The following is a 17083-nucleotide window of genomic DNA, read 5'->3' as shown; positions in this document are numbered from 1 at the left end:
GGGCCGCAAAGCGGCCCAAATTGCATCAATATTGCCACATCTGCGGAAGTTTATCCTTCCACCTGGCTCCACTGCTTGCTCAATCTCTTGTCGGAAATCGGCATCTTGGTGCCCAACTGCTGGGCAAACAGCGACACCCGATACTCCTCCAGCAACCAGCGGTACAAGGTCAGCTGCTCATCGCGCTTGCCTTCCTGGGCATGCTTGTCGGCCCGCGCCTTGTACTGCGCCCACAGGTTGCCCAGCTCGCCGCTCCACACACGGTCCTTCTGCACTTGGGCGCCCAGCTTCTCGAGGCGCAACTCCACCGCCTTGAGGTAGCGTGGCAACTCCTTGAACCACACGGCAGGGGTTTCGCGCACGAAGCCCGGATAGACCAGGTTGGCCAGCTGCTGCTTGACGTCGTTCAGCGCCACCGCCTGGCTCAGGTCGATCTTGCCCTTGAAGCGCTTCTGCAGACCGTGCCACAGCTTCAGCACTTCCAGGGTCTGGCGGGCCAGACGTTCGGCATGCTCGGCCCAGCTGCCACGCTTGCGCTCGGCCAACCCGGCCAGGGCTGCACCGTCACGCGGCAACGTGGCTTCGCCGTCGAGGATGCAGCTGTCCAGGCTGGCCAGCAGGATGTCCTCGACCAGTGCTTCGATCCGGCCCAGCTCGCGGTACAGCAGGCCCAGCTCGGTCAAGCCCGGCAGCTTGCCACGCAGGAACTTGGCGGGCTCCGCCAACTGCTGCAGCAACAGGCGCTGCAAGGCGCGACGGTGCTGGAACTCGGCTTCGGCCTGGGTCGAGAAACGCCCTTCGCGCACGGTGCCGTTTTCTTCCACCAGCGCCGGGTACACGGTCATCGACAGGCCAGCGATCTTCTGCTGGGCAGTCTGCTTGATCTCGCTGAAGGCCTTGGCCTGCACCGGCTGCTCGCTCTTCTCGGTGCGCGGCACGGCCAACGCCGCCTGGCTGGCAGCGGCAAAGCGGGCAGTCAGCTCGGCCAGGTCGCGGCCTTCGCCGAGAAACTTGCCCTGGCCATCGACCACTTCGATGTTCATGCGCAGGTGGCCTTCGACCAGGTTGACCGACTCGGCCCAGGCCTCATCGGAAACCCGCGCGCCGGTCATGCGCAGCAACTCTTGGCCCAGGGCCTGGGGCAGCGCGCCCTGGCCGAAGGTCATGCGCGCCAGCGAGGCCTTGACGAAGTCCGGCACCGGCACGAAGTTCTTGCGCAGCGCCTTGGGCAGGTTGCGTACCAGGGCTACGCACTTGGCCTCCAGCAGGCCCGGCACCAGCCATTCCAGGCGCTCGCCAGGCAGGTTTGGCAACAGCGGCGCCGGCACCCGCACGGTCACGCCGTCACGCGGGTGGCCCGGTTCGAAGTGGTAGGTCAGCGGCAGGCGCAGTTCACCTACCTGCATGCTGTCCGGGTACTGCGCGGCAGTGACTTCGTTGGCTTCGCGGGCCAACACGTCTTCCTCGCGCATGATCAGCAGGTTCGGGTCCTTCTGGCTGGTCATTCGGTACCAGGCGTCGAAGGTCGCGGTCTGATGGATCTCCGCCGGCAAGCGTGCTTCGTAGAAGGCGTACAGGGTTTCTTCATCAGCGAGAATGTCGCGCCGACGGGCCTTGGCCTCCAGTTCGTCGAGCTCTTCGAGCAGGCGCTTGTTCGCGGCCAGGCACTTGGCCCGCGACTGGATTTCACCGCCGACCAGGCCTTCGCGAATGAACAGCTCACGCGAGGTGACCGGGTCGATCGGGCCAAAGTGCACCGGGCGGCGGCCAACCAGGATCAGGCCGTACAGGGTGATCTGCTCATAGGCCACCACTTGTCCGCGCTTCTTCTCCCAGTGCGGCTCGAAGTGGTTCTTCTTGATCAGGTGGGTCGCCAGCGGCTCGATCCAGTCAGGCTCGATCTTGGCGACCATGCGCGCATACAGCTTGGTGGTTTCCACCAACTCCGCGGCCATCACCCACTGCGGGCGCTTGCGGCCAATGCCCGAAGAGGGATGCACCCAGAAGCGTCGCTGGCGGGCCCCCTGGTAATCGCCTTCCTCGGTCTTCTGGCCGATCTGGCTGAGCAGGCCGCTGAGGATTGCCTTGTGCACTTTCTGATAGTCGGACGGCTCTTTGTTGACCGTCAGTTGCAGCTCGCGGCAGATCAGCGACAACTGGCGATGGGCATCGCGCCACTCGCGCAGGCGAAGGTAGTTCAGGAAATTCTTGCGACACCAGTTGCGCAGCGGGCTGGCCGTCAGCGCCTGGCGCTGCTCTTCGAAGCCCCGCCACAGGTTGACCAGCGCGGCGAAGTCGGTATCGGCATCCTTCCACTGCGCATGGGCCTGGTCGGCGGCCTGCTGGCGCTCCGGCGGGCGCTCGCGTGGGTCCTGCACCGACAGCGCACTGGTGACGATCAGCACCTCCTGCAGGCTGCCCTGGCGGGCGCCCTCGAGCAGCATGCGGCCCAGCCGCGGGTCGATCGGCAGGCGCGCCAGCTGGCGGCCGATCGGCGTCAGCTGGTTCTCACGGTTGACCGCCGAGAGTTCCTGCAACAGGTTGAAGCCGTCGCTGATGGCTTTGCCATCCGGCGGCTCGATGAACGGGAAGGCGTCGATCGAGCCCAGGCGCAGATGCAGCATCTGCAGGATCACCGCCGCCAGGTTGGTGCGCAGGATCTCAGGGTCGGTGAAGGCCGGGCGGCCATTGAAGTCTTCTTCGCTGTACAGCCGAATGCAGATACCCGGCTCGACCCGGCCGCAGCGGCCCTTGCGCTGATTGGCACTGGCCTGGGACACGGCTTCGATCGGCAGGCGCTGGACCTTGGCGCGGTAGCTGTAACGGCTGATGCGCGCGGTACCGGTGTCGATCACATAACGGATGCCCGGTACGGTCAGCGAGGTTTCCGCAACGTTGGTGGCGAGCACCACGCGGCGCCCCGTGTGCGACTGGAAGATGCGCTGCTGTTCGGCCGGCGACAGGCGCGCATACAGCGGCAGGATCTCGGTGTGACGCAGTTGCGCCTTGCGCAGGATCTCCGCGGCATCGCGGATTTCCCGCTCGCCCGGGAGGAACACCAGCACATCGCCGGGGCCTTTGCCTACGCTGCGCTCATGCTGGGCGATCTCGTCGAGGGAGGCGAGGATCGCCTGGTCGACGGTCAGGTCATCCTCGACTTGGTTGCCCTCCTCGTCCTGCTCGCTGGTCAGCGGGCGGTACCAGGTTTCCACCGGGAAGGTACGCCCGGAGACCTCGATGATCGGCGCATTGTCGAAGTGCTTGGAAAAGCGCTCCAGGTCGATGGTCGCCGAGGTGATGATCAGCTTCAGGTCCGGGCGGCGGTGCAGCAGGGTCTTCAGGTAGCCGAGCAGGAAATCGATGTTCAGGCTGCGCTCGTGGGCTTCGTCGACGATGATCGTATCGTAGCGTTCGAGGAAGCGGTCGTGCTGGGTTTCGGCCAGCAGGATGCCGTCGGTCATCAGCTTGACCAGGGTGTTGGCATCGCTCTGGTCTTCGAAACGCACCTGGTAACCGACCAGCCCGCCCAGCGGCGTGCCGAGTTCTTCGGCAACCCGGGCGGCGACGCTGCGGGCGGCGATTCGCCGTGGCTGGGTATGGGCGATCAGGCCATGGCTGCCGCGGCCCAGTTCCAGGCAGATCTTCGGCAACTGAGTGGTCTTGCCCGAACCGGTTTCGCCGGCGATCACCAGTACCTGGTTTTCGGCCAGGGCTTTCTTGATCTCGTCACGCTTGGCGGCGATCGGCAGGCTGTCGTCGTAGCGGATCTGCGGCACGCTGTTCTGGCGTGCGGTGACCTGGGCACAGGATGCCTGGACCTTTTCCACCCATTGCGCCAGCTTCGCCTCGTCAGGGCGCTTGCGCAGCTCATGCAGTTGCCGGCGCAGGCGATGGCGCTCGGCAATCATGGCGTGGTCGAGGTTTTGCAGCAGTTTGTCGATGGCTTGGTCAGTCATGGGGCTTTTTAGTGATGCAGGTGGGCCTGCTTTTTCATGATCGGCATTCGAAAGATGCGCGATTGTCGCAGATTTGCGGGTTCTCTGCTGGCTGGACGAATGTTTAGCCAAGTGCGATGTAAAGGTTGCTATTCACTGCTTTAATCAACCTTACGCCGCATGTGAGTATCAAAGGCATGACTCCCGTCCAGACCATCGCCCCACCGTCGTCCTGCCCTTCGCTAGCGAAGGCCCGGTCCCGCGCCGGTGAAAATCCGCTGGTCCACATCATTCTCGCCTTCTGGGCCCTGTGGCATTGCCGCCACGCACGCCCACCGGATGCTTCGCTCACGCCTTTGTGACCAAACCCGGCCGCCGTACGGCCGTCTGTCTCAGCTGGACCGCGCCTCTGCGCCGGTCCCGTGCGCCTGTGAGCGAATCCATCATGCACTTTGCACCTGTAGAGCACGCCAGCCGTTTCCTGGCAGAAAACCCTGATATCGAACTGTTCGAGCTGTTCATCCTCGACGCCAACGGTGTACCACGCGGCAAGCTGCTGCACCGCGAGGAACTGCTGGCGGTGTACCAAAGCGGCCGTCCGCTACCCAGCACCATCCTCGGCCTGACGCTCAATGGCGACGACGTGGAAAACTCCGGCCTGGTCTGGGATGTCGGCGATATCGACTGCCGCGCCTACCCGCTGGAAGGCAGCCTGGTGCGCCTGCCCTGGCGCCGTGTGCCGACTGCCGCGGTGCAGGTCAGCATGCACCCGAGCGAAGGCCTGCCCGCCAGTGTCGCCGACCCGCGCCATGTATTGCTGCGCACCATCGAAGCGCTCAAGGCTGACGGTTACCACCCGGTAATGGCCTGCGAGCTGGAGTTCTACCTACTCGACCAGCAACGCGATGCCCAGGGCCGCCCGCAACCGGCATTGGACAATGACGGTGGCCGGCCGCGCACGACCCAGGTCTACGGCCTGCGCGAACTGGAACAGATCGAACCTTTCCTCGCCGACCTGTATGCCGCCTGCAAGGCCCAGGGCATTCCGGCGCGCACGGCGATCTCGGAGTACGCTCCGGGCCAGGTGGAAATCACCCTGGAGCATGGCGATGCCCTCGAAGCAATGGACCAGGCCGTGCGCTACAAACGCCTGGTCAAGGGCGTGGCCCATGCCCACGGCATGCAGGCTTGCTTCATGGCCAAGCCGTTCGCGCAACTGGCCGGCACCGGCATGCACATGCACCTGAGCCTGGCCGACAGCGCCGGCAACAACCTGTTCGCCAGCGAAGACAAAGCCGGCACGCCACTGCTGCGCCAGGCGGTGGCCGGTATGCTCCGTCACCTGCGTGACTCGCTGTTGCTGTTCTGCCCCAACGCCAACTCGTTCCGCCGCTTCCAGGCCAACAGCTATGCCCCGCTGGCGCCGACCTGGGGCGTGGACAACCGTACCGTGAGCCTGCGCGTGCCCGGTGGCCCGGCCAACAGCCGGCATGTCGAGCACCGCATCTGTGGCGCCGATGCCAACCCGTACCTGGCGGCCGCCGCCATTCTGGCCGCCTGCCATCGTGGCATCCGCGAGCAGCTGGACCCCGGTGCGCCGGTCGAAGGCAACGGCTATGCCCAGGCCACCGAGCACCTGCCCACCGACTGGCTGACCGCACTCGACGCACTGGAGCGCTCGCATTGGGCGCGGGAAGCGCTCGGCGAGGCGTTCCTCGGCGTCTACCTGAAGGTCAAGCGCGCCGAGTACCGCCAGTTCATGGCCGAAGTCAGTGAACAGGACTGGCGCTGGTACCTGCACCAGGCCTGAGCCTTACCCTATTCAGAACAAGGAACACCCATGAACGCAGCATTGAACAACGGCCCGGCCCAGCGCGCGCCGTCCTATTACAGCGCCTCGCTGAACGATCACACCGAGTACCCGCAGCTCAAGGGCACGGTGCAGGTCGACGTGGCGATCATCGGCGGTGGCTTCACCGGCGTGGCCACTGCGGTGGAGTTGGCCGAACGCGGCCTGAAGGTGGCGATCGTCGAGACCAACCGTATCGGCTGGGGTGCCAGCGGACGCAATGGCGGCCAGGTCACCGGCAGCCTGTCGGGTGACGAGGCCATGCGCACGCAGATGCGCAACCACCTGGGCACCGAGGTCGATGATTTCATCTGGCACCTGCGCTGGCGTGGCCACCAGGTGATCGAGCAGCGGGTCGCTCGCTACGGCATCGACTGCGACCTCAAGCGCGGTCACCTGCACGCGGCGATGAAACCTTCGCACATGGAGGAGCTACGCAGCCTCCAGGCCGAAGCCGAACGCCGTGGCATGGGCGACCAGGTACAGTTGCTCGACCGCAAGGGTGTCGCCGAGCACCTGCAGAGCCCGCTGTACCTGGGCGCGCTGAAAAACCTGCGCAACCTGCACCTGCACCCGCTCAACCTGTGCCTGGGCGAAGCCCGTGCCGCCCACAGCCTGGGCGCGCTGATCTTCGAGAACTCCGAAGTGCTGGACATCGTCCATGGCCCGCGCCCGGCAGTCGTCACCGCCCACGGCCGGGTCGAAGCACGCCAGGTGATGCTCGCCGGTGACGTCTACCACAAGCTGGAAAAGCGCCAGCTCAAGGGCAAGATCTTCCCGGCCATGGGCGGCATCGTCACCACTGCCCCGCTGGGCGAACTGGCGGAGCAGATCAACCCACAGGACCTGGCGGTATACGACTGCCGCTTCGTCCTCGACTACTACCGCCTGACGGCCGACAAGCGCTTGCTGTTCGGCGGCGGCGCCAACTATTCGGGCAAGGATTCGCGTGATATCGAAGGCGAGCTGCGCCCGTGCATCGAGCGCACCTTCCCGGCGCTCAAGGGCGTGCCGATCGAGTTCCAGTGGAGTTGCGCGATGGGCATCGTGGTCAACCGTATCCCGCAACTGGGCAAGCTGTCGGACAACGTATGGTACTGCCAGGGCTATTCCGGGCACGGCATCGCCACCAGCCACATCATGGGCGAGATCATGGCCGAGGCACTGACTGGAACGCTGGAGAAGTTCGACACCTTCGCGCAGTGCAAGCACGTGCGAGTGCCAATGGGGGACTTGCTGGGCAATCCGCTGCTGGCGGCGGGGATGTGGTACTACCAGATGCTTGAGAAACTGCGCTGATTGCGCGGTTTCTGTAGGAGCGGCCTTTCGCGACACGAGGCCGCTCCTACAACGACAGTGCAAACCTGAGGTTCAGGCGATCTTCTTCAAGCCCTGCTTCTTCAGCTCTTCATCACGCAGTTCACGACGCAGAATCTTGCCGACGTTGGTGGTCGGCAACGCATCGCGGAACTCGATGTAACGCGGCACCTTGTAGCCGGTGACGTTGGCGCGCATGTGCTCCATCACCTGCTCCTTGGTCACGGTCATGCCAGGCTTGACCACGATGAACACCTTGATCACTTCACCCGACTTCTCGTCCGGCACACCGATGGCCGCGCACTGCAGCACGCCCGGCAAGGCGGCGAGCACGTCTTCCAGCTCGTTGGGGTACACGTTGAAGCCCGAGACCAGGATCATGTCCTTCTTGCGATCGACGATGCGCATGTAGCCATCCGGCTGGATCAGCGCGATGTCGCCGGTCTTCAGCCAGCCTTCGCTGTCGAGGATCTCGGTGGTGGCGTCTTCGCGCTGCCAGTAGCCCTTCATGACCTGCGGGCCCTTGACGCACAGCTCGCCGGTTTCACCCAGTGGCAGCTCGTTGCCGGCGTCGTCGATGACCTTGCACAGCGTCGATGGCACCGGGATGCCGATGGTGCCCACCTGGTTGGCCTCGGCCGGGTTCACCGCCGCCACCGGGCTGGTTTCGGTCATGCCGTAGCCTTCACAGATGGCGCAGCCGGTGACGCTCTTCCAGCGCTCGGCCACGCTCAGTTGCAGGGCCATGCCCCCGGACAGGGTGATCTTCAGTGCCGAGAAGTCCAGGGCGCGAAATGCCTCGTTGTTGCACAAAGCAACGAACAGCGTGTTGAGGCCGACGAAACCGCTGAACTTCCACTTGCCCAGCTCCTTGACCATGGCTGGCAGGTCGCGGGGGTTGCTGATCAGCACGTTGTGGTTGCCGATCAGCATCATCGCCATGCAGTGGAAGGTAAAGGCATAGATGTGGTAAAGCGGCAGCGGGGTGATGAGGATCTCGCAGCCTTCGTGCAGGTTGGAGCCCATCAGCGCCCGGCACTGCAGCATGTTGGCCACCAGATTGCGGTGGGTCAGCATCGCGCCCTTGGCCACGCCGGTGGTACCGCCGGTATACTGCAGCACCGCCACGTCGTTGGCTTGCGGGTTGGCTTCGGTGACCGGCTGGCCCTTGCCCAACGCCAGGGTATCGTTGAAGCGTACGGCATTCGGCAGGTTGTAGGCCGGCACCATCTTCTTCACGTACTTGATCACACTGTTGATCAGCAGGCGCTTGAGCGGCGGTAGCAGGTCGGCCACTTCGGTGACGATGACGTGCTTGACCTGGGTCTTGGGCACCACCTTTTCGGCCAGGTGCGCCATGTTGGCCAGGCACACCAGGGCCTTGGCACCGGAGTCGTTGAACTGGTGCTCCATTTCCCGCACTGTGTACAGCGGGTTGGTGTTGACCACGATCAGGCCGGCGCGCATGGCACCGAATACCGCTACCGGGTATTGCAGGACATTGGGCAGCTGGACGGCAATGCGGTCACCCGGCTTGAGGTCGGTGTGCTGCTGCAGCCAGGCCGCGAAAGCGCCTGACAGCGCGTAGAGCTCGCCGTAGGTGATGGTCTTGCCCAAGTTGCTAAAGGCCGGTTTATTGGCAAAGCGTTGGCAGGATTGTTTGAGTACCGCCTGGATATTGGGGAATTCGTCAGGATTGATTTCCGCCGTAATCCCGGCTGGGTATTTATCCTTCCAAAAATTTTCGATCATGGAAGCCCACTCCTTCAGCAACAGCGAAGTTCGATTCGCGCGTCGATGCGCTTATTATTGATATGCGATGGCGGTTCGTTGCAAACCGAATCATCTGAAAGCGCGCCGAGAGTAACAGCTTTGATTGGGGTCGCCTAGGGGCCAAGACCGGCCTCGCGGTCACAAAAATGACTCAATGAACGATACAAGTCATTTTTAGAGTAATTGACCAAAATGTCGCAAATCGGGCTGTAAGGCGCATGCCAGAGCACCTTACAGCCTTCGCCGGGTAACGCCGGTATCAAGCGATGTCGCGTAACTCCCTGCGCAGGATCTTGCCCACCGGTGTCATCGGTAGCGACTCGCGCACCACGATGTGCTTGGGCACCTTGTAGCCGGTGAAGTTGGCCTTGCAGTAAGCTTTCAGGTCTTCGACACTCACCCCACCCTCCCGCGCAACCACGAATAGCTTCACCGCCTCGCCCGAACGCTCGTCCGGCACGCCGATGGCCGCGCAGTTGGCCACCTGCGGATGGCCCATCACCACATCTTCGATCTCGTTCGGGTACACATTAAAGCCGGAGACGATGATCATGTCCTTCTTGCGGTCGACGATGCGGGTGAAGCCGTCCGGGTCGATCACCGCGATATCGCCGGTCTTGAACCAGCCCTCGGCATCCAGCGCCTGCGCCGTGGCCTCCGGTTGCTGCCAGTAGCCCTTCATCACTTGCGGGCCCTTGATGCACAGCTCGCCGCGCTCACCCAGCGGCAGTTCATTGCCGTCATCGTCGATGACCTTGAATGCCGTGCCCGCCACCGGAATGCCCACGGTACCCAGCCGCGCCAGCTGGCCGTAGGGGTTGGTGCTGGCCACCGGCGAGGTTTCGGTCAGGCCATAGCCCTCGACGATGCGGCAGCCCGTGAGCTCTTCCCAGCGTTCTGCGGTGGCTTTGACCAGCGCGGTGCCCCCGGAGTTGGTGACTTTCAAGGCGGAGAAGTCCAGCTGGCGGAACCCCGGATGGTCCATCAGCGCGACGAACAAGGTGTTCAACCCCAGAAGCGCCGAAAAACGCCACTTGCCCAGCTCCTTGATGAAGCCGGGGATATCACGCGGGTTGGTGATGAGCACGTTGTGGTTGCCGGTCACCATCATGCACATGCAGTTCGCGGTGAAGGCATAGATGTGGTACAGCGGCAGCGGTGCAATCATCACCTCCTGGCCTTCCTTGATCAGCCGCTGCCCGTCCGGGCCATGCTGGGAGAAGCAGGCCAGCACCTGGAGCATGTTGGCCACCAGATTGCCGTGGGTGAGCATGGCCCCCTTGGCCAGGCCCGTGGTACCGCCGGTGTACTGCAGCACGGCAATGTCATCGAGCGACAGCGGCACCGGCTTGTGCGCCAAGCCGCGGCCTTCGCGCAGTATCTGCTTGAACGAAATGGCCTGGGGCAGATGATAGGCCGGGACCATCTTCTTGACCTTGTCGACCACGGTATTGACCAGCCAACCCTTGGCCACAGGCAGCAGGTCGCCCATCTTCGCCTCGATCAGGTACTCGATGCCGGTGTCGGGCAGCACCTCCTGCACGCGCTTGCCGAACATGTTCAGGTAGACCAGCGCCCGGGCCCCAGCGTCCTTGAACTGGTGACGCATTTCGCGCTCGGTGTACAGCGGGTTGGTGTTGACCACGATCAGCCCGGCGCGCAGGGCGCCGAACACGGCGATGGGGTACTGCAGGACGTTGGGCATCTGCACTGCGATGCGGTCACCCGGTTTGAGGTCGGTGTGCTGCTGCAGCCAGGCGGCGAACGCTGCCGAATGGCGTTCGAGCTCGGCGTAGCTCAGGGTCAAGCCCAGGTTGCTGAACGCCGGGCGCTCGGCAAAGCGCTTGCTGGAGCGTTCGAACACCTCGACGACCGAAGCGTACGCGTGAAGGTCGATGGTGGAAGGCACGCCCTCGGGGCGTTTGTCATTCCAGAAGTCGGCTTGCATTTATTATTGTTCCTCTGCCTGAGCCCGTACGGATTCCTTACCCCATATGCCTGATGGCAAAAAGGCGTTGATCCGACGTTAGCAGGTAAGCCCGAGGTGGCATATACGCCAAGTGCCGCCATTAACATTGTGAATCTTATTTGTGCCCTTCCTGCAATTCGGCCGGTTGTGCATACACTGTGCGGGTCACCTTCGCGCAAAGGATTCGCCATGCCCCATGACGCCTTCTGGCTGCCTGCCAGCGAGCATTGCAGGCTGTACGTGCACCAGTGGCTGCCGGCCACACCGGTCAAGGCCGTGGTGCTGCTGGCACATGGCATGGCCGAGCATGGCGGGCGCTACCAGCGGCTTGGCCAGGCCCTTTGCGATGCCGGCTACGCCCTGCTGGCACCGGACCTGCGCGGCCACGGGCGCACCGCCGAGCAGGGCAGCCTCGGCCTGTTCGCCCGGCAACATGGCTGGAATGCCGTGGTCAACGACCTTGGCCTGCTGGCCCAGCACAGCGGCCAGCAGTTCCCTTGCACGCCGCTGTTCCTGTTCGGCCACAGCATGGGCAGCTACATTGCCCAAGCCTACCTCACCCACCACAGCGCCAGCCTGCACGGGGCAATCCTCAGCGGCTCCAACTTCCAGCCCGCCACGTTGTATCGGGCGGCGCGCCTGATTGCGCGGCTGGAAGCCTGGCGCCAGGGGCCAGAGGGCAAGAGCGCACTGATCGAGTGGCTGTCGTTCGGCTCTTTCAACAACGCCTTCAAGCCGACCCGGACGGCGTTCGACTGGCTTAGCCGTGACCCGGCGGAAGTGGACAAGTACGTCAACGATCCGCTGTGCGGCTTTCGCTGCAGCAACCAGCTGTGGCTCGACCTGCTACATGGGCTGGCGCAGATCAGCCAGGCGCGCAACCTCGCGCAGATCGACCCGAACCTGCCCATGCTGGTGATTGGCGGCGAATGTGATCCGGTGAGTGCCGGCAAGCGTCTCACCCATCTGGCCGACGCCCTGCGTGCGACCGGCAATCGACATATACAGCTGCGCGTCTATCCTGAGGCGCGGCACGAAGTACTCAACGAACTCAACCGCGACGAGGTCACCGCTGATATCCTCGCTTGGTTAGCGCAGGCGCTGGCCCTTGGCCGCCCTGCCCGCAGTGAATGATAGGCGCCCTCGCCCGCCCCTTAAGGAAACCCAATGACCCAGGTCAGCAACACGCCTTACGAAGCCCTTGAAGTCGGCCAGAAGGCCACCTACGAGAAGTCCGTCGAAGAACGTGACATCCAGCTGTTCGCCGCCATGTCCGGTGACCACAACCCGGTGCATCTGGATGCCGAATTCGCCGCCAAGAGCATGTTCAAAGAGCGCATCGCCCACGGCATGTTCAGCGGTGCCCTGATCAGCGCCGCAGTGGCCTGCACCCTGCCTGGCCCTGGCACCATCTACCTGGGCCAGCAGATGAGCTTCCAGAAGCCGGTGAAGATCGGCGACACCCTGACCGTGCGCCTGGAAATCCTCGAGAAACTGCCGAAGTTCAAAGTGCGTATCGCCACCAACGTGTACAACCAGAACGATGAACTGGTGGTCGAAGGCGTGGCCGAGATCCTGGCACCGCGCAAGCAACAGACTGTCGAGCTGGTGTCACCGCCGAACTTCGTCGCCAGCTGATATCGGTGATGGATGCTTCGCGGGGCAAGCCCGCTCCTACAGCAACCGCCCGGATGCTTTACCTGTAGGAGCGGCGGTGCGGCGATCCGACTTGTCCCGCGAAGAGGCCAGCAAGGCACTCACATCAGTTCGCCCAAACGCCGCTCGATATGCCGCCGCTCCGGCGCCTGCCTGGTCAACTCCAGCGCCTGCTGCCAAGCTGCCCGCGCCTCTGCGACATTCCCCAATTGCTGGTGCAGCTCCGCCCGCGCCGCATGGGCCAGGTGATAATCGCGCAACTCCCCCGCTGCCAGAATCGCCTCCACTGCGGCCAACCCCGCCTGCGCCCCGTCACGCTTGGCCAGTGCCACTGCCCGATTGAGCGCCACCACGGCTGACGGCCAGTGCCGTTGCAGTACATCGTACAGCCCGACAATTTCCGCCCAATCAGTCTCTTCAGCCGTCACCGCCTCGGCATGCACGGCCGCGATCGCCGCCTGCACGGTATAGGCACCAAAGGCCCGGCTGGCCAAGGCCAGGCGCACCAGCTCGCAGCCTTCGGCGATCTGCTCACGGTCCCACAGGCTACGGTCCTGCTGGTCCAGCAGCACCAGGTTGCCCTCGGCATCGCTGCGCGCGCGTTGCCGCGATGCCTGCAGCAGCATCAGCGCCAACAAACCCACCGCCTCGGCGTCTGGCAGCAGTTGCACCAGCAGGCGCCCGAGGCGGATTGCCTCGTCACTCAGTTCCTGCTGCAGCAACGCCTCGCCCGAGGACGCCGAATAGCCTTCGTTGAACACCAGATAGATCACCCGCAGCACGCTCTCAAGGCGCTCGGGCAGCTCATGCAGCTCCGGGACCTGATAAGGAATGCCGGCATCGCGAATCTTGGCCTTGGCGCGGACGATGCGCTGGGCGATGGTCGCGGGGCTTTGCAGGAAGGCCCGGGCGATCTGCTCGGTGGTCAGGTCGCAGACTTCGCGCAGGGTCAGTGGCACCTGGGCATCCGCCGCCAGGGCCGGGTGGCAACAGGTGAAGATCAGCCGCAGGCGGTCATCGGCCAGTAGCTCCTCTTCGCTGGGGTCCTGCCCCTGGCCCTCGATCAGCATGATCAGGTCGGCCTGGGAGCGGTCGAAGCGGACACGCCGGCGCAATGCGTCAATGGCCTTGAAACGCCCGGTCGAGACCAGCCAGGCCCGCGGGTTGTCCGGGATGCCATCGCGCTGCCAGCGCTCGACTGCAATGAAGAAGGCATCGTGCATGGCCTCCTCGGCCAGGTCGAAATCCCCCAGCAGGCGGATCAGCGTGGCCAGGATGCGCCGCGAATCTCGTCGGTACACCGCTTCGACTTCACCACGTACCTGCGCCAGCTCCGCCATCAGTCAGGCATCCGCTGGGTCACGACCTCCACCAGGCGGTCCAGGCTCTCTCCCCAGCCCTGATGGAAACCCATTTCTTCATGGGCGCGGCTGTCGGCTGCATTCCAATGCCAGGCACGGGCGGTGTAGCGGGTCTTGCCGTATTCTTCGTCAAAGCTGATCACCGCCGTCATGAAGGCTTTGTCCGATGGCACCCAACCCGGCCCGAAGGCATCGGTGAACACCAGCCGGCGCGGGGCGGCAATTTCCAGGAACACACCCTGGGTCGGGTACTCGGAGCCATCCGGGGCGCGCATGAGGGTACGGAAAAGGCCGCCGACCCAGAGCTGCATCTCGCATTCCGGGGTGGTCATACCGTGCGGCCCCCACCACTGCATCAGCCATTCGGGCTCGGTCCAGGCACGGAACACCTTGGCAGGCGGGGCATCGATCAAGCGGCTGATGGACAGCTCGTGCTGCGCAGACGCGGGTTGGGCAAGGGTCATGCTTGTTGTTCTCCGTTGCTGTCAGGGTTGCAGTTCGCGCACCGGCCGCACTTCCACACTGCCGACCCGCGCCGCCGGAATGCCCTTGGCGATGTTCAGCGCCTCGTTGAGGTCACGGGCATCGACCAGGTAAAAGCCGGCGAGCTGCTCTTTGGTTTCGGCGAACGGGCCATCGGTGATGCTCATTCGCCCAGCGCGCATGCGCACGGTGGTGGCGGTCTGCACGGTTTTCAGCGCCTCGGCCGCGATGATGCGCCCGGAGCTCTGCAGCGATTCGGCGTAGGCCGTGCATTCGGCGTCTTCCGGGCTGTCGGGCAGGCTGCAACAGCCCTTCGTCACAATAGACCAGGCACAGGTATTTCATGGTCGTCTCCAGGCGTTGGCAACGTGCATTTGGCGATAGCCGATCAAGGCTTGAGATCGAACAGTGCTTTCTGGGTTTCCATGTCGAACGGCGCGGACCAGTGTTCGTGGATCACCTGCCACTGGCCGCCAACCTTGCGGTAACCGACGGTGGCACGCATGAAGCCGCACTGGCTCTCGTCATCCCCTGGGCCGCAGCGATTCAGCCAGTGAGCCAGGCCCAGGTCACCGTCAGCGTGCACGGTCAGTTGGGCAAGCTCGAAGACCATGGGCCCGGGACACAGGCTCATGCACATTTCCCAATGGGCCTGGTAGGCGGCCTTGCCTTTGAACTGCAATGACTGGATGGCATCGAAGGCGACGATGTCGTCGGCGTAGGGCGCGGTGATGGCGGGGATGTCACGGTCACGCACGGCCTGCATCCAGCGTTCGATAAGCTGACGGATTTCGTTTTCGGCTGCCGTGTTCATCGGGTGTTCCTCCGATCGTTCATGAGCGTTTCGGCACAAGGATGTCTTGTACCTTCAGCTCATGGTCGAACGGTAGTCGCCAAGATCGACAGGCTGCCGTAATTATTTCCGCAGCAGGGGAATCCAGATCTCCATGACTGCCTGAGGGTCGGCTGGATCGAACCCGGCCGGGTAGCGCTCGAACAGGGCCGCATCGGCCTGCTGTTCACCTGACTGTGGCAGCCACTGGAAGATGCCATCAAAGGTCGCCTTCAGGCATTGCAAGCTGCCATGATGCTCGAACACTGCGTAATGCTGCGGGGCCAGCGTCAAGGTACTGAACCCGTCGGGCATGGCTTGGCCGGCATTGACTTCCACAGCTGCCAGGTAGTCGAACCCGCCCTGCTCGTCGGGGTTGTAGCAGACCCCATAACTGTCATGATCGCGCTGCCCGGGCACATGCCCAAGGTGCGGTGCGAAGCGTTGCCAGAGCAATGGCAACCCGCTCAGGTCGCTCATGCTGAAACGTTCGGCAAAACCGGCCAGGTTCAGCTGACGGCCGTCTTCGTAGCGCGCTGGGGAGATGGGTTGCAGCGTCATGTCCGTTGCCTCAGGTAAGCGGTGGGCTGGCGAGAATGAATTCACGGTAGCCCGAGATGATCACATACACCGCGAAATAGCAGAAAATCGCCGCCGACAGCAGGTACGACCAGGTCAGCAGGCGGTCCCCCAGCAAACGCCCGCCATGGCTGGCGATGCCACAAATGCCCATGCACCAGACCATCCCGGCAGCGAAGAAGCCCCCAAGAAACAGCCCAGCGTCCAGCAGGCTGCCACCGCCGGAGCGGGCTATCAGTACGCCGCCGACCGCGGCGAACCAAAGGATGGCGCTGGGCGACGACATGGCCAGAAAGATGCCCCGCAGAAACTCGCGCCAGCCCGACTCCACCACCACCTGCGCACTGGCCTCCATATGCCCGCCACGCCAGGCAGCCAGCAGCATCTTGATGGCGAACCACACCAGCAACACCGAACCGCCAAGCCACAAGGTCCAGCGCACGCTGTCGAACTGCAGCAGCACGGTCATGCCGGCGAGCGCCGCAATGGCATAGATCAGGTCGCCCACGCAGGTCCCGAGGCCGAGCCAGAAACCCTGGAAAAAGCCACGCTGCATGGCCAGGGTGATCATGGCGATGTTGGCCACGCCGATATCGAGGCACAACGACAGGCTGAGGAGGAAACCGTTGGAAAATGGCATTGAAGACTCGATGTCAGGGCAATCAGGCGCCGTAGAGCCTGCCACGAGCGGTCATGGGATGGAAGGGTGTTCGATCAAGCCAGAGCCGCCTGCTCGAATACCTCATCGGCCCACTGGTTAAGGCTTTTGCCGGCAGTGCGGGCGGCAACACTGGCAGCCGCATGCACCTCTGGGCGAATACGCAGCATGACCTTGCCTGACGCGGGTTTCTCCGGGGTGATGCCCTGCTCGGCGCAATCGGCCAGGTAATCCTCCAGCGCCCCACGGAAGGCCTCATGAAGTTCGGGCACCGAGCTTGCGTGAAAACTGATGATGTCGCGCATGCCCAGCACGCGACCCACAAAAATGTCGTCACGCTCATCGTATTCGATACGGGCGGCATAGCCCTTGTAGCGCATGCAACTCATAGGCTGACTCCTGCCCGCAGCAAGAATTCGCGGGCTCTTCAATCTGATACCGTTTGGCTTCCTTGCCGGGATGGGGGCGATGGCACCTCCAGCGGCCGCCTAGCACCAGCTTGACCCTGGAGCCTTGCCGCTCCAGCACTTGCCCGCCGAGGTGGAGCACCAGCGCTTCAACCTCGGCAAACGCCAATGAGGCCGTGGTGGGCGTCCTGAAGATAGCGTCGTAGATTTTTCGGTATCGAGTGTTCATCGGAAAATGCTATCAAATTAAGATAGCACTTTTTC

14 protein-coding genes and 1 pseudogene are annotated in these 17083 nt (G+C 63.6%); 4 read left to right on the top strand and 11 right to left on the bottom strand.

All coding sequences use genetic code 11. The features are described 5' to 3' along the window. Nucleotides 1-50 precede the first annotated feature (50 nt). Nucleotides 51-3956 (bottom strand): ATP-dependent RNA helicase HrpA, encoded by a 3906-nt coding sequence (hrpA, locus tag ACLEJU_RS03885; protein WP_435423226.1) that lies wholly within the window; start codon nt 3954-3956, stop codon nt 51-53. Nucleotides 3957-4380: 424 nt separating this feature from the next. On the opposite strand from hrpA, the gene ACLEJU_RS03880 reads away from it, so the two are divergent. Both ACLEJU_RS03880 and ACLEJU_RS03875 read left to right on the top strand, forming a co-directional pair. Then, nucleotides 4381-5745, top strand: a complete 1365-nt coding sequence (locus tag ACLEJU_RS03880; protein WP_435423227.1) for a glutamine synthetase family protein — start codon at nt 4381-4383, stop codon at nt 5743-5745. Between the two features lie 30 nt (nt 5746-5775). Beyond that, on the top strand, nt 5776-7083 hold the full coding sequence (locus ACLEJU_RS03875) for an NAD(P)/FAD-dependent oxidoreductase (protein WP_435423228.1): 1308 nt from the start codon (nt 5776-5778) through the stop codon (nt 7081-7083). A 72-nt stretch (nt 7084-7155) separates the two neighbouring features. Here ACLEJU_RS03875 and fadD1 read toward each other — a convergent pair whose 3' ends face one another. Then, nucleotides 7156-8853 (bottom strand): long-chain-fatty-acid--CoA ligase FadD1, encoded by a 1698-nt coding sequence (gene fadD1, locus ACLEJU_RS03870; protein WP_435423229.1) that lies wholly within the window; start codon nt 8851-8853, stop codon nt 7156-7158. A 280-nt stretch (nt 8854-9133) separates the two neighbouring features. Then, the gene (gene fadD2 / locus ACLEJU_RS03865; protein ID WP_435423230.1) at nt 9134-10822 is read right to left on the bottom strand and encodes a long-chain-fatty-acid--CoA ligase FadD2; all 1689 of its coding nucleotides are present in this window, start codon (nt 10820-10822) and stop codon (nt 9134-9136) included. A 210-nt stretch (nt 10823-11032) separates the two neighbouring features. Between fadD2 and ACLEJU_RS03860 the strand changes: the two genes are divergently transcribed. Together ACLEJU_RS03860 and ACLEJU_RS03855 are read left to right on the top strand one after the other, a co-directional pair. Next, the gene (locus ACLEJU_RS03860) at nt 11033-11977 is read left to right on the top strand and encodes a lysophospholipase (RefSeq protein ID WP_435423231.1); all 945 of its coding nucleotides are present in this window, start codon (nt 11033-11035) and stop codon (nt 11975-11977) included. A gap of 33 nt (nt 11978-12010) precedes the next feature. After that, complete coding sequence (locus ACLEJU_RS03855) at nt 12011-12481, top strand: MaoC family dehydratase (RefSeq protein ID WP_435423232.1); 471 nt, start codon at nt 12011-12013, stop codon at nt 12479-12481. Between the two features lie 119 nt (nt 12482-12600). On the opposite strand, the gene ACLEJU_RS03850 is transcribed toward ACLEJU_RS03855, so the two are convergent. The 8 genes and pseudogenes from ACLEJU_RS03850 to ACLEJU_RS03815 all read right to left on the bottom strand — a co-directional run bounded on the left by ACLEJU_RS03850 (nt 12601) and on the right by ACLEJU_RS03815 (nt 17048). Then, nucleotides 12601-13839, bottom strand: coding sequence for an RNA polymerase sigma factor (locus ACLEJU_RS03850; protein WP_435423233.1), 1239 nt, complete (start codon nt 13837-13839; stop codon nt 12601-12603). Then, nucleotides 13839-14324, bottom strand: a complete 486-nt coding sequence (locus tag ACLEJU_RS03845) for an SRPBCC family protein (RefSeq protein ID WP_435423234.1) — start codon at nt 14322-14324, stop codon at nt 13839-13841. The genes ACLEJU_RS03850 and ACLEJU_RS03845 overlap by 1 nt, the downstream gene beginning before the upstream one ends. Before the next feature lie 21 nt (nt 14325-14345). Then, nucleotides 14346-14688 (bottom strand): annotated as a pseudogene (locus tag ACLEJU_RS03840) (YciI family protein). Between the two features lie 43 nt (nt 14689-14731). After that, nucleotides 14732-15157, bottom strand: coding sequence for a YybH family protein (locus ACLEJU_RS03835; protein WP_435423235.1), 426 nt, complete (start codon nt 15155-15157; stop codon nt 14732-14734). Nucleotides 15158-15259: 102 nt separating this feature from the next. Continuing rightward, a complete protein-coding gene (locus ACLEJU_RS03830) occupies nt 15260-15736 on the bottom strand; it encodes a GyrI-like domain-containing protein (protein WP_435423236.1) in 477 nt (158 codons plus the stop codon). 10 nt (nt 15737-15746) lie between these two features. Further along, entirely contained in the window at nt 15747-16394 is a 648-nt protein-coding gene (locus ACLEJU_RS03825) for a LysE family translocator (RefSeq protein ID WP_435423237.1), read from the bottom strand. Nucleotides 16395-16468: 74 nt separating this feature from the next. Next, on the bottom strand, nt 16469-16801 hold the full coding sequence (locus tag ACLEJU_RS03820; protein WP_435423238.1) for a type II toxin-antitoxin system HicB family antitoxin: 333 nt from the start codon (nt 16799-16801) through the stop codon (nt 16469-16471). Next, on the bottom strand, nt 16752-17048 hold the full coding sequence (locus ACLEJU_RS03815) for a type II toxin-antitoxin system HicA family toxin (protein WP_435423239.1): 297 nt from the start codon (nt 17046-17048) through the stop codon (nt 16752-16754). The genes ACLEJU_RS03820 and ACLEJU_RS03815 overlap by 50 nt, the downstream gene beginning before the upstream one ends. Nucleotides 17049-17083 lie beyond the last annotated feature (35 nt).

This window comes from Pseudomonas sp. SMN11, assembly GCF_052041945.1.
GTDB lineage: Bacteria > Pseudomonadota > Gammaproteobacteria > Pseudomonadales > Pseudomonadaceae > Aquipseudomonas.
This window is presented reverse-complemented; position numbering and strand designations above follow the sequence as displayed.